General features: G+C 64.4%; 13 protein-coding genes. 11 read left to right on the top strand and 2 right to left on the bottom strand.

Annotated features, from left to right (window positions below; translation table 11 throughout):
• Positions 1–17 precede the first annotated feature (17 nt).
• Entirely contained in the window at positions 18–1,277 is a 1,260-nt protein-coding gene (locus tag X741_RS157925) for an ABC transporter substrate-binding protein (RefSeq protein WP_023777080.1), read from the top strand.
• A gap of 214 nt (positions 1,278–1,491) precedes the next feature.
• Positions 1,492–2,892 (top strand): FAD-binding oxidoreductase, encoded by a 1,401-nt coding sequence (locus X741_RS157930; protein ID WP_023777079.1) that lies wholly within the window; start codon positions 1,492–1,494, stop codon positions 2,890–2,892.
• 33 nt (positions 2,893–2,925) lie between these two features.
• On the opposite strand, the gene pcaQ is transcribed toward X741_RS157930, so the two are convergent.
• The gene (gene pcaQ / locus X741_RS157935; RefSeq protein ID WP_023777078.1) at positions 2,926–3,891 is read right to left on the bottom strand and encodes a pca operon transcription factor PcaQ; all 966 of its coding nucleotides are present in this window, start codon (positions 3,889–3,891) and stop codon (positions 2,926–2,928) included.
• A gap of 92 nt (positions 3,892–3,983) precedes the next feature.
• Here pcaQ and pcaD point away from each other — a divergent pair, with 92 nt between their 5' ends.
• The 6 genes from pcaD to pobA are packed head-to-tail and all read left to right on the top strand — an operon-like array spanning position 3,984 to position 8,796.
• Positions 3,984–4,793 (top strand): 3-oxoadipate enol-lactonase, encoded by an 810-nt coding sequence (pcaD, locus tag X741_RS157940; RefSeq protein WP_023777077.1) that lies wholly within the window; start codon positions 3,984–3,986, stop codon positions 4,791–4,793.
• Positions 4,786–5,193: a 4-carboxymuconolactone decarboxylase gene (gene pcaC / locus X741_RS157945; protein ID WP_023777076.1), complete on the top strand. Its 408-nt coding sequence runs from the start codon at positions 4,786–4,788 to the stop codon at positions 5,191–5,193. The genes pcaD and pcaC overlap by 8 nt, the downstream gene beginning before the upstream one ends.
• Complete coding sequence (pcaH, locus tag X741_RS157950) at positions 5,183–5,938, top strand: protocatechuate 3,4-dioxygenase subunit beta (RefSeq protein WP_023777075.1); 756 nt, start codon at positions 5,183–5,185, stop codon at positions 5,936–5,938. Before pcaC ends, pcaH begins: the two co-directional genes overlap by 11 nt.
• The gene (gene pcaG / locus X741_RS157955; protein WP_023777074.1) at positions 5,938–6,552 is read left to right on the top strand and encodes a protocatechuate 3,4-dioxygenase subunit alpha; all 615 of its coding nucleotides are present in this window, start codon (positions 5,938–5,940) and stop codon (positions 6,550–6,552) included. Before pcaH ends, pcaG begins: the two co-directional genes overlap by 1 nt.
• A gap of 19 nt (positions 6,553–6,571) precedes the next feature.
• Positions 6,572–7,624 (top strand): 3-carboxy-cis,cis-muconate cycloisomerase, encoded by a 1,053-nt coding sequence (locus tag X741_RS157960; RefSeq protein WP_023777073.1) that lies wholly within the window; start codon positions 6,572–6,574, stop codon positions 7,622–7,624.
• Positions 7,624–8,796, top strand: a complete 1,173-nt coding sequence (gene pobA / locus X741_RS157965; protein WP_023777072.1) for a 4-hydroxybenzoate 3-monooxygenase — start codon at positions 7,624–7,626, stop codon at positions 8,794–8,796. The genes X741_RS157960 and pobA overlap by 1 nt, the downstream gene beginning before the upstream one ends.
• A gap of 93 nt (positions 8,797–8,889) precedes the next feature.
• On the opposite strand, the gene X741_RS157970 is transcribed toward pobA, so the two are convergent.
• Positions 8,890–9,561 (bottom strand): FCD domain-containing protein, encoded by a 672-nt coding sequence (locus tag X741_RS157970; protein WP_023777071.1) that lies wholly within the window; start codon positions 9,559–9,561, stop codon positions 8,890–8,892.
• 223 nt (positions 9,562–9,784) lie between these two features.
• On the opposite strand from X741_RS157970, the gene X741_RS157975 reads away from it, so the two are divergent.
• Genes X741_RS157975 through X741_RS157985 form a run of 3 tightly spaced genes read left to right on the top strand, consistent with a single transcriptional unit; the run spans position 9,785 to position 12,820 of the window.
• Entirely contained in the window at positions 9,785–10,663 is an 879-nt protein-coding gene (locus tag X741_RS157975) for a fumarylacetoacetate hydrolase family protein (protein WP_023777070.1), read from the top strand.
• The gene (locus tag X741_RS157980) at positions 10,660–11,439 is read left to right on the top strand and encodes an alpha/beta fold hydrolase (RefSeq protein WP_023777069.1); all 780 of its coding nucleotides are present in this window, start codon (positions 10,660–10,662) and stop codon (positions 11,437–11,439) included. Before X741_RS157975 ends, X741_RS157980 begins: the two co-directional genes overlap by 4 nt.
• A 52-nt stretch (positions 11,440–11,491) precedes the next feature.
• Positions 11,492–12,820 (top strand): amidohydrolase family protein, encoded by a 1,329-nt coding sequence (locus tag X741_RS157985; protein WP_023777068.1) that lies wholly within the window; start codon positions 11,492–11,494, stop codon positions 12,818–12,820.
• The last annotated feature ends 11 nt before the right edge of the window (positions 12,821–12,831 follow it).

The following is a 12,831-nucleotide window of genomic DNA, read 5'->3' as shown; positions in this document are numbered from 1 at the left end:
ACTCAAGGGGAACAACAATGAGAAACACGATACTCCAACTCACCACGGCACTTGCCCTCGTAACAATGGCGGGCGCGGCACAGGCCGCGGACTGCAAGATCACCGTCGGCCTCGTCATGGAACTGACCGGCCCGGCCGGCGAATACGGCCAGGCCGGGGCCAAGTCGGTCGAGATGGCCTTCCGCGACATCAACGCTGCCGGCGGCGTGCGCGGCTGCGATCTGGCGACCGACACGCGCGACAGCCAGAGCCAGGGCAATATCGCGGTCGATGCCGCCACACAGCTGGTTCAGGTCAAGAAAGTGCCGGTCATCATCGGCGGCATCATCTCCTCGGTGTCGATACCGATCCTGACCTCGGTCACCGCACCGGCCAAGATCGTCCAGGTCTCGCCGGCCTCGTCCTCGCCGACGCTGACGGCGCTCGGCCGCGACGGTAAGACCAACGGCATCTTCTTCCGCACCATCACCTCGGATGCGCTGCAAGGCGTCGCCGCAGCCAAATACGCCATCGACAAGGGCTTCAAAAAGCTGTCGATCATCCACGTCAACAACGACTTCGGCGTCAACATGGTGGCCGAATTCTCGCGCGCCTACAAAGCGCTCGGCGGCGCCATTGTCTCCGACACGCCCTACAACGAGAAGCAGTCGAGCTATGCCTCGGAAGTCACGGCGGCTATGGCCGGCGAGCCGGACGGGCTCTATCTCGTCAGCACGCCGGTCGATGGCGCGACGGTTGCCCGCACCTGGATTTCGCAGGGCGGCGTGCAGAAATTCCTGCTCAATGACGGCATGAATAGCCCGGACTTCATCGAGTCCGTTGGCGCCGATTATCTGAAAGAAGCCTACGGCACTTCGTCGGGCACCAGCCCGACCGCCTCGACCGACTACTTCATGAAGAACTACAAGGAGTTCTCCGGCATCGAACCGTCGAACCCGGCGGCCGACCGTTCCTATGACGCCGGCGCCATCGTCGGGTTGGCCATCGCCATTGCCGGTTCCGAGGATCCGGCCAAGATCAAGGACGCGATGTACAAGGCTGTCGACCCTGCCGGCGCGCCGATCTTCGCCGGCAAGGACGAGTTCGCCAAGGCGCTCGGCCTGATCAAGGACGGCAAGCCGATCCGCTATGAAGGCGTCATCGGTCCGGTCGCCTTCGACAAATATGGCGACATCACCGGCCCGTTCCGGCTGTGGAAAATCGTCGACGGCAAGGTGACCACCGATGGCGAGATGACCACTGACGACGTCAACGCCCTGCAGGCCAAGCTTCAGTAAGCTGACACAGTGCTCGGGCATCGATCGCGTCTTGTCGTGATCGATGCCAGCATGGCCTGGGGCAGGCCCGATACCACTTGCACGGCACACGATCGCGAATAGGATCGGCGGGCTGCAATTGAAGGATGGCGAGCGTGCTGGACAAGGATACTCATCGGGCCATCCGGTCGAGGGATGCAGACGACGCGCTTCGCCACGCAGGCAGCTAGGCCCGATGGCGCCCGAAACGGAACGACTTCTGTCCGCTCTTGGCGCTCGGCTGGGCGCGGGCGGCGTCCTCGCCGGCTCCGATGTCGACCAGCGCTATCGCGACGATCCCGACGGCAAGCTCGGCATGCTGCCCGAGCTGGTGCTGCGCCCGCGCGACACCAAGGCTGTCGCGGCAGCTCTCGCCATGTGCAACGAGCTCTCCCAGCCGGTTGTCGTCCAGGGCGGCCGCACCGGGCTGGCTGGCGGCACGCGCGTGCAGCCGGGCGAGGTCGTGCTGTCGCTGGAGCGCATGATCAGCCTTTCCGATCCGGACCGGCAGGCCGCCAGCATCGTTGCCGAAGCGGGCGCGACGCTGCAGGCGGTGCAAGAGGCGGCAGACGGCGCGGGGCTGATGTTCGGCGTCGATATCGGCGCACGCGGTTCGGCCACGATTGGCGGCAACATCGCCACCAATGCCGGCGGCATCCGCGTGCTGCGTTATGGCATGTACCGGGCGCAGGTGCTGGGGCTGGAGGCCGTGCTTGCCGACGGCAGCGTGCTCACCTCGCTGAAAGGCCTGCCCAAGGACAATTCCGGCTACGACCTCGGCCAGCTCTTCATCGGCTCGGAAGGGACGCTCGGTGTCGTCACCCGCGCCGCGCTCAGGTTGCACCCGAAACCTGTGTCAGAGGTCAATGCCTTCTGCGCGCTCCCTTCGCTCGAGGCGGCGATCGCCTTGCTCGGGTTGCTGCGGCAAAAGCTCGGTCCGCTCCTGTCCGCCTATGAGGTGAATTTCGCGCCGCTCTATGACGTCATGGTCGCCAGCATGGCGCTGCCGCCGCCGCTGCCGGCGGGCTCTCCGGTCTATGTGCTGGCCGAGATTCAGGGCAGCGAACCCGAGCGCGACGGCGAGCGCTTCGCCGCGGCTTTGATGCAGGCGGTCGAGGATGGCGTGATCGACGATGTGGTGGTGTCGCAGTCGCCGCGCGAATTCCGGGCGCTGTGGGACGTGCGGGAGGACGCCAACCGCGTCCTGTTCTCGATGAAGGGCCTGATCGGCGTCGATATCAGCATTCCGCTGGCTCGCATGAGCGCGTTCCTGCAGGAAGCGGACGCCGCCATCCATACCGTCGACCCCGGCGCTGACATCTACGTCTTCGGCCATCTCGGCGACGGCAATCTGCATTATCAGGTCATGACCGCGGATCCGGCGGCGGCCTATGGCATTGTCTATCGCGGCGTGGCGGCGGCAGGCGGCGGCGTTTCGGCCGAGCACGGCATCGGCCTCGACAAGAAGCAGTGGCTGCATCTGGTGCGCAGCGACGCCGAAATCGCCACGATGCGGCGGCTGAAGACAGCGCTCGACCCGAAGAACATCCTAAATCGAGGACGAGTCTTCGATCTCGACCCGACAGGCTTGCCCTGAGGGCGACGCCGGCCTCGACTGGCGTCCACCCGGTCAGAACCCCAGCCGGCTGGCGGGCTTGTTTGAACGGTCCAGCACCTCAGTTGCCTTGCCNCTTGCCGCTTCGCGAATGGTCTGCAGCAGGATGATGAAGGCGGGCGAGGGGGCAGTATCTGTGCGCATCGTCAGCCCGACGGGCCCCCTGGTCTCCTCGGTGTTTACCGGCAAGGCGACGAAGGCGCCGCTGGCGATCTCATTGGCCACCACGCCGGCCGAAATGATCCACACCGCATTGCTCTGGCGCATGAAGGAGCGGCCGAAGGAATCCGAGACGGTTTCGATCTCGGTGGCCGGTGCGGTCATGCCGTTGGTGATGAACAGTCGATCGACGAAGGGACGGATGACGGATTCCCGGGTCGGCATCAGCACCGGGAATTCGTCGAGGCGGGCGAAGATGTCCGCCCCTGGCTCGAGCAGCGGATGTCCGGCCCGCACCACGAACAGCACCGGCTCGGAGTAGAGGTGCTCGAAGAAGAAGCCAGTCATGTTCTCGGGTGCGGCCAGCCGTCCGACGACGAGGTCGAGCGCGCCGGTGCGCAGTTGCTCCAGCAGCACGGCGTTCTCGCCGGTGACGATCTTGATCGCGGCGCCGGTTTCTTCCCTCAGGAACAGGCTCATCGCCTGCGGCATGACCTTCGCCGACACTGTCGGCAGCGCGCCGATGCGGATCGGGTGGCGATTGATGGCGCTGTCCTGGCGAACGGAATCAACACCGCGCTTCAACGCGGTAATCGCCGAGCCGGCATGGCCAAGGAAGATCTCGCCAAGCCTCGTGACCCGGATGCCGCGCCCGTCACGCTCGACGACGGCGACACCGAGCGCCTCCTCCAATTCGCGCAGGGTTTTGGTCACCGCCGGCGCGCTGACATGCAGGAAGTCGGCGGCACGAGCCACGCTACCCTGTCGCGCGACCTCCAGGAACGCCTGCAGGTGACGAAACCGGATGCGGCTTTCGGACATGGTCTGATAACCCCTGAGTTAATGAAACGGCACAAAATATCATTTTACCGAACCAAATGCCTTGTGCAATGTAGGGATGGAGGATCGAAATCGTGCCATTCGTCACCATCGGCGGCATCACGCTGCATCACCGATATGTCGGGGCAAGCGGCAAGGCGCCTCCGGTTGTGTTCATCAATTCGCTCGGCAGCGACTTCCGCATTTGGGACGACGTGATCTCGGCGCTTGATGGGGAAATGCCCTTGCTGGTCTATGACAAGCGCGGCCACGGGCTGTCCGACATCGGCGATATCGGCTCGATTGACGATCATGTCGATGACCTCTCGGCGCTCATCGACCATTTCGGGCTGGAGAAGGCCGTGCTGTGCGGCCTGTCGGTCGGCGGCATGGTCGCGCAAGGGCTCTATGCCAGGCGCCCCGAGATCGTCGAGGCCATGATCCTGTGCGACACGGCGCACAAGATCGGCACGGCGGAGAGCTGGAACACACGCATCGCGACGGTCGAGAGCAAGGGCATCCAGGCCATTGCCGATGGCGTGCTGAAAGTCTGGTTCACCCCCACTTTCCACACGACACGGGGGGCCGAGCTGGATGGCTATTGGAACATGATGACCCGGCAGACACTGGCCGGTTACGTGGGGACCTGCAAGGCGGTTCGTGATGCGGATTTCACCGACGCCGCGCGCCGCATCGCGGTGCCGACGCTTTGCATCGCCGGCGACCAGGATGGCTCGACGCCCCCCGATCTTGTCCGCTCGCTGGCCGCTCTGATCCCCGGCTCGCGCTTCGAGATCATCCGCGATGCCGGACATATTCCTTGCGTCGAGCAACCCGAGGCGCTCACCGCGCTGATCCGCGGTTTTATCGCATCGCTTGCCCCTGGAGCGGAAACTCATGGATGAAGTCCCCGGCAACGCCGCCAGATATCGGACGGGTCTCGCCGTCCGGCGGTCCGTGCTCGGCGACCGGCATGTCGACCGCGCGGAGATAGCCGCCACCGATTTCGACCAGCCTTTCCAGGAGTTGATCACCGAAGCGGCCTGGGGAACGGTGTGGGCGCGGCCGGGCTTCAGCAAGCGCGAACGCTCGATCGTCACGCTGGCGCTGCTGGCGGCACTCGGCCATGATGAGGAGGTCGCCATGCATGTGCGTGCCACCGCCAATACCGGCGCCACGCGCGAGGATATTTGCGAAGCATTTCTGCATGTCGCAATCTATGCCGGCGTGCCGGCCGCCAACCGTGCCTTCAAGATCGCCAAGGACGTGTTTTCGGAAATGGACGGAGCCGACAATGCCCGTTGAATCCGGATCGAACCGGAGGCCCGAGACCGGCGCCTTTTTCCAGCGCGACCGGACATGGCATCCGCCGCCGCTGACGCCGAACTACAAGACCTCGGTGCTGCGCTCGCCGCAGAAGGCGCTGCTTGCCTTCGACAACACGCTGTCGGAACTATCGGGCCCTGTATTCGGTCACGCCATGCTGGGCGAACTCGACGCCGACCTGATCCACAATTTCGCCAGGCCCGGCGAGAGCGCGATCGGCGAGCGCATCATCGTCTATGGGCGGGTGCTGGACGAACGCGGCGTCGGCGTGCCCGGCGCGCTGCTCGAATTCTGGCAGGCCAATGCCGGCGGCCGCTATCGCCACAAGAAAGACGGCTATCTGGCCCCGCTCGACCCGAATTTCGGCGGTTGCGGCCGCACCATATCGGGCGATGATGGCGGCTACGCCTTTCGCACCGTCAAGCCCGGCCCCTATCCCTGGCCGAACGGGCCGAACGACTGGCGGCCCTCGCACATCCATTTCTCGATCTTCGGCCACGGCTTCGCGCAGCGGCTGATCACGCAGATGTATTTCGAGGGCGATCCGCTGATCTGGCGCTGCCCCATCGCGCGCGGCATTCCAGACAAGGCCGCCATCGAGACGTTGATCGCCGCGCTCGACATGCAGGCGACAGTCCCCTTCGACGCGCGCGCCTACAAGTTCGACATCGTGTTGCGCGGGCGGCGTTCCTCGCTGTTCGAAAACCGGCTGGAGGGCAATTGATGGCCCAGTCGCTCGACCGGCTTCGGGAAAGCCCCTCGCAGACCGCAGGACCTTACGTCCACATCGGACTGACGCCCAATTTCTGCGGCATCGGCGGTGTCTATCCGACCGACCTCGGTGCGGCCATGGTCAATGACAAGACCAGGGGCGAGCGCATCGGTCTCAAGATCCGGGTGCTCGACGGCACCGGCACGCCGCTCAAGGACGCGCTGATCGAGATCTGGCAGGCGGATGCCGATGGGCTCTACAATTCGCCGGCCGAGATACGCGGCGCCGCGGATCCGAATTTCCAGGGCTGGGGCCGTTGTCCGACCGACATGGACACCGGCCTGTGCGCCTTCGAGACGATCAAGCCGGGACGCGTTCCGTTCGGCGATGGCCGCCTGATGGCGCCGCACATCACGCTCTGGATCGTCGCGCGCGGCATCAATCTCGGCCTGCACACGCGGCTCTATTTTTCCGATGAGGAAAAGGCCAATGCTGAGGATCCGATCCTGGCGCGCATCGAGCACCGCATTCGCGTGCCGACGCTGATCGCCGAGCGTCAGGGCGACACCTACGTCTTCGATATCCATCTCCAGGGGGAGAAGGAAACGGTCTTCTTCGACAGCTGATGCTCAGGAGAATCGGGACATGACCGTATCGCCCTTCGACCATCCCTTGCTCTCCGCCCTTCTCGGGGACGAGGAGGCATCGAGGCATTTTTCCATTGAAGCAGAAATCGAGGCGGCGCTGGCGTTCGAGAGCGCGTTGGCCGAAGTGGAGGCGGAGAACGGGATCATCACCAGGGATGCGTCGGCCGCGATCATGGCGGCGCTGGGCTCGTTCCGGCCCGACACGTCCCTGTTGCGGGCCGGCGTCGCCAGGGACGGCGTCATGGTTCCGGAACTTGTGCGCCAGCTCAGAATGACGGTCGGCGAACCGCATGGCGACAAAGTGCATTTCGGCGCCACCAGCCAGGACGTCGTCGATACCGGGCTGACGCTGCGGCTGAAATCCGTCGTTGAGCACCTCGGCCTGCTTCTGACCGAAACCATCATACGGCTCACCTCGCTCGAAGAACGCTTTGGGGGTAGGGCCCTGACCGGCATGACGCGCATGCAGCCGGCGATCCCCATTCAGGTGCAGGATCGCGTGACGGCGTGGCGGGCGCCGCTGCAGCGGCATCAGGAGCGATTGTCGGAACAGTCCAGGCGCTTGCTGGTGGTGCAGTTCGGCGGCGCTGCCGGCACGCTGGAAAAGCTTGGCGACGAAGGGGCGGCGGTACGCGCGGCACTGGCCGCGAAACTCGGTCTTGCGGACGCGCCGCAATGGCACAGCCAGCGCGACGCGCTCGCCGACTTTGCCGGCTGGCTGTCGCTGGTGACCGGCAGCCTCGGCAAGTTCGGCCAGGATATTGCGCTGATGGCGCAAGGGGGGACCGATATCGCGCTTTCCGGCGGTGGTGGCTCGTCGGCCATGCCGCACAAGCAGAACCCGGTGAAGGCCGAAGCGCTGGTGGCGCTCGCCCGCTTCAACGCCACGCAGCTTTCCGGCATGCATCAGGCGCTCGTTCATGAGCAGGAGCGCTCAGGCGCTGCTTGGACGCTCGAGGGGCTGTTGTTGCCGCAGATGGCTGTCGCGACAGCGGCGTCGCTGCGCCTTGCCGCCGAACTGGCCGCCCAGGTGGAAAGCCTCGGCCACTGATGCGCACCCAGGTCATGATCGTCGGCTCGGGACCATCAGGCCTGCTGCTCGGGCAGCTTCTGGCCGGCATCGGCGTTGAGACGGTCATTCTGGAACGTTCAAGCCGTGAGCATGTGCTTGGCCGCGTGCGGGCAGGGGTTCTCGAACAGGGCACGGTCGAACTGCTGGAAGAGGCTGGTGCTGCTTCAAGACTGCATGCCGAAGGCTTGCCGCACTCGGGCATCTCGCTGGCTTTCGACGGACGTTTGCACCGCATCGACCTGTCGGCGCTCACCGGCGGCAAGCATGTCACCGTCTATGGCCAGACCGAGGTGACGCATGATCTGATGGACAAACGCGAGGCGGCCGGGCTCGTCACCGTCTATGAGGCCGCTGACGTCGCGTTGCACGATTTCGATGGCGCCGCACCTTTCGTCACTTATGACGGGGACGGCGTCAGCCATCGCATCGACTGCGACTTCATCGCCGGCTGCGATGGTTATCATGGCATCAGCCGCAAATCGGTGCCCGAAAGCGCGCTCAAAACCTTCGAGCGGCACTATCCGTTCGGCTGGCTCGGCGTGCTGGCCGAAGTGCCGCCGGCCGATCATGAACTGGTCTACGCCAATCACGAGAGAGGGTTTGCGCTGTGCTCGATGCGCTCGACGCACCGCAGCCGCTACTATGTGCAGTGCCCCGAGGGCGATCGCGTCGAGGCGTGGTCCGACGACCGATTCTGGGACGAGTTGCGCCGCCGTTTGCCGGAACGGACGGCGGCGAGCGTCGTCACCGGGCCATCCTTCGAAAAGTCGATCGCGCCGCTGCGTTCCTTCGTTGCGGAGCCAATGCGCTTTGGCCGGCTGTTCCTGGTCGGCGATGCCGCCCACATCGTGCCGCCGACCGGCGCCAAGGGCCTCAACCTCGCCGCCAGCGACGTGCGCTATCTCTTTGCCGGCCTGCGCGATTTCTACGCCGAGAAATCAACCGCAGGAATTGACGCCTATTCGCAAAAGGCGCTGGCGCGGGTCTGGAAGGCGGTGCGCTTTTCCTGGTGGATGACGACCATGCTGCATCGTTTTCCCGACACCGGCGACTTCGGTCAGCGCATCCAGGAGGCCGAGCTCGACTATCTCGTCCATTCGCGGGCGGCGTCGACGGCGCTGGCCGAGAACTATGTCGGCCTTCCCTATTGAAGGCTATTTCTTCGACGCAATTCCCAAGGGAAAACGCTATGCGGCTTTACCGGGAAAGCCGCGCAGCTATCTGCGTCTCCCGATTTCCGGTTGCTACCGTCCGAGCAGATTGCGCTCGACGGTCCGCAGATGCGCCAGCATGGCCTGGCTGGCGCTCTCGGGGTCGCGGCGCAACAGCGCATCGAGAACGGTCTGGTGCTCGCTGCAATAGATGCCGCGGCGTTCCTCCGAAAAGGAACGCTTCTTCATTTCGAACCATGGCGCCTGATTGCGCAGGATGCGCATCAGGTTGTGGATCTCCTTGAGGAAGTCGTTGCGCGAGCACGCGAAGATGCGGTGGTGAAACTCCGCGTCCCAGTGCTCGAAGGTCGGCATGTCCTGCGATTCCGAAGCGATCTTGTGCGCCTCGCGCACCGCGTTGAGTTCCATGGCGCTGGCATTGGTGGCGGCGAACGCCGCCGCTGCCGGTTCCAGCAATTGCCGGATCTCCATCATGTCGGCCGGACTGGTGCCTTCCATCCGGCCGACAACCGCCGCCATCGACGCCGGATTGGTGGTGGTCAGGAACGTTCCGCGCCCGACATGCCGCACCACCGTGCCGTCATCCTCGAGGAAGGACACCGCGCGCCGCACCGTGTTGCGCGCGACGCCGAATTCGCTCGCCAGGTCGCGCTCCGGCGGCATGCGGCCATTCTCGATCCATTCGCCGGAAGAGATCCGTTTCTTCAGCGCCGAGGCGATATCGTTGGCGACGAGCTTTGGCATGCCTGGCAACTTTTATCTGATCCAATATTGAACCATCGTTAGCAGTTTCCGATGCTGTCGTCCACCGTGCCGCGTCATCGGCATCCCAACGGAGCCGGCCGCAACAGCCGCATTCCTTTTTGCTATGACCAGTCTAGATTCCGCTTGCGGCCTAAACCAATCGGCGATAGCGTGTAACAAAAGAGCGAAGAATTGGCTCAGTATTGGTTCAGGGAGGATGGGAATGCGGGTCGCGACTTTTTCGATCGCCGGCGAACGTCGCGTGGGTCTTGTCGATCTTGATGCTGAGACAATCGCGCCTTTCGATATTTCCGTCGACCAGGCCAGATCCGGCATCCTGGCCCTGATCGAGCGCAATGGCGCCGGCGTGCCGCGCACCCTGTCACCGATCCCGTTGGCGCAGGTCGAGATCGAGGCGCCGATCCCGCAGCCGCGCCGCAACATCTTCTGCGTCGGCAAGAATTATCACGAGCATGCGCATGAGTTCGCCCGCAGCGGCTTCGATTCCAGCGCCGGCACCGGTGCCATCCCCAAGCATCCGATCATCTTTTCCAAGGTGCCTGAATCGGTCGTCGCCAATCATGCCAGCGTGCTGATCGATCCGTCGGTCTCGACGGCCATAGACTACGAGGCGGAGCTGGCCGTCATCATCGGCAAGGGTGGGCGCGGCATCTCAAGGGAAAACGCGCTCGACCACGTCTGGGGCTATACCATCGTCAATGACGTCACCGCGCGCGACCTGCAGGGCAAGTACAGCCAGTGGCTGATCGGCAAATCGCAGGACACATTCTGCCCGATGGGGCCATGGGCGGTGACCAGGGACGAACTCGACCTGGCGACCGCCGGCATCCGTTGTTTCGTCAACGAAGACCTGCGCCAGGATTCCCGCATATCGCTGCTTATCTTCGACATCCCGACCATCATCGCCACGCTGTCGCAAGGCATCACGCTGAGGCCCGGCGACATCATCGCCACCGGCACGCCGGTCGGTGTCGGCATTGGCTTCGATCCGCCGAGATACCTCAAGGCTGGGGACGTCGTGCGCATCGAGATCGACGGCATCGGCACGCTGGAAAACCGCTTTGCGGAGCATGTGCAATGACGACGGTGACGGTTGGCCACGTCGTTGCGGAAGTCGTGGGCGAAGGCACTGCCGTGGTGATGGTCCATGGTCTCGGCGGCACGTCCAACATGTTCCAGCCGCAGATGGCGGCACTTTCCGGCTACCGCGTCATCCGGCTCGATTTGCCGGGTTCGGGCCGTTCGCCGCGCCCGATCGAACCGCTGACCATTGAAGGCATGAGCGAGGCCGTCATTCGCGCCATGGCCGGCATGGGGGTCACATCAGCGCATTTCGTCGGACATTCGATGGGCACCATCGTTTGCCAGCAGATTGCAGCAGCGCAGCCTTCACTCGTCGCCTCTCTGGCACTGTTCGGCGCCCTGGCGGAACCGACCGAGGCGACCAGGCAAGGGCTCGGCAACCGGGCCCGGTTGGCGCGCTCGGGCGGCATCGCCGACATTGCCGACCAGATCGTCGCCAATGCGATTTCGGCGCACACCAGGGAAGCTTCACCGGCCGCCGTCGCCTTCGTGCGGGAATCGATCACCCGTCAGGATCCGGAATCCTATGCCCGCACCTGCGAGGCGCTGGCCAAGGCAACCGCTGTCGATGCGAGAAGGATTTCGGCGCCGACGCTGCTCGTCACCGGCGACGCCGACACCGTCAATCCACCCGGCGTCGGCCAGGCGCTTGCCGACAAGATCAAGGGGGCCATATGCTCCTCGCTTGATCGGTGCGGGCACTGGGCCACGGTCGAAAGCCCGCGCGAAAGCAGCTCGAAGCTCGCCGATTTTTTGAGACGGGTTGATAGGTGAGGATTTCCGATCGGGCGTAGAACTACGCGCTCGGCAAGTTGGGAGGCTTGTTATGGCAGACGATAGCTGGAACGCAAACGGCTCGGGCAGCATGCTCTTCACCAATGTGCGCGTGCTCGACGCGACAGGCGAATATCCCTACACCGGCGAGGTGCTGGTGCAGGGCAACCGCATCAAGCAGATCACCAAGGGCTCATCGCGCTTCGGCGCGCCTTCGTCTTCATCCTATGGTGGTGGGGCTACGGTGATCGACGGCATGGGCGCGACCCTGATGCCTGGCATGATCGACGCGCATCTGCATCTGTCCTGGAACAACGCGCCCGGCATCGATCCCATCCAGATGATGGAGGTCGAGGAGCACATGCTGGTCACTATGGAGATGGCCAAGCTGGTGCTCGACGCCGGCTTCACCGCCGGCCGGGGTGCCGCCGCCGCCAAGCCGCGCCTCGATGTCGTCGCCAAGAAATTCATCAACCAGGGTCGTTTCCCCGGACCGCGCTATCTCGCGGCGGGGCCGGAGATCACCACGGTCGGCGGCCTCGGCGATTCCGCGCCGTCGCACATTCCGCATGAGGGGCTCAATCTCGGCCTCGTCGTCTCCGGTCCGGAGGAAATCCGCCGCACCGTGCGCCAGCTGATCAAATACGGCGTCGATTCCATCAAGTTGAACCTGTCGGGCGAGAGTATCACCGGCATGGGGGCCGAGGAGACGCCGATGTCGGAGGAGGAGGTCGCCATGGCCGCTTCCGAGGCGCGCTGCCGCAACAAGGTGCTGTCGGCGCATGCGCGCTCGTCCGGCTCGGTCAAGCAATGCGTCCGCCACGGCATCCAGAACATCTACCACGCCTCCTTCGCCGACGAGGAAGCGCTCGACATGCTCGAGGCGGTCAAGGACAAGCACTTCGTCGCGCCCGGCATCGCCTGGCTGATCAACACCGCGCGCCATGCCGAGCAATGGGGCATCAAGCCAGGCTCGCCGCTGTCGCTCGAATATGAGCGCGAACTCGAAATGTGCGTCGAGACCATGAAGAAGATGCACCGGCGCGGCATCCGCGTCTGCATCGGCGGCGACTACGGCTTTGCCTGGACGCCGCAGGGCACCAACGCCAAGGATATACAGACCTTCGTCGAAATGCTCGGCTTCTCGCCGATGGAAGCGATCCAGGCCGGCACCAAATATGGCGGTCAGATCATGAACATGGGCGACGAGCTCGGCCTGATCAAGGAAGGCTATCTCGCCGACATCCTGCTGGTCGATGGCGACCCGATCTCGGATGTGCGCATCCTGCAGGACAAGAACCGCATCCTCGCCATCATGAAGGATGGCAAGTTCCACAAGGCGCCGCGCATGAACGAGCAGCGCCGGCGGCTAACTGCATGAGCCTGCTCGAC

Origin of the sequence: Mesorhizobium sp. LNHC221B00 (assembly GCF_000502935.1) — a bacterium.
In the GTDB taxonomy this organism is placed as follows: domain Bacteria; phylum Pseudomonadota; class Alphaproteobacteria; order Rhizobiales; family Rhizobiaceae; genus Mesorhizobium; species Mesorhizobium opportunistum.
The sequence above is the reverse complement of the archived record's forward strand: the minus strand, read 5'-3'. Positions and strand labels throughout refer to the sequence as shown.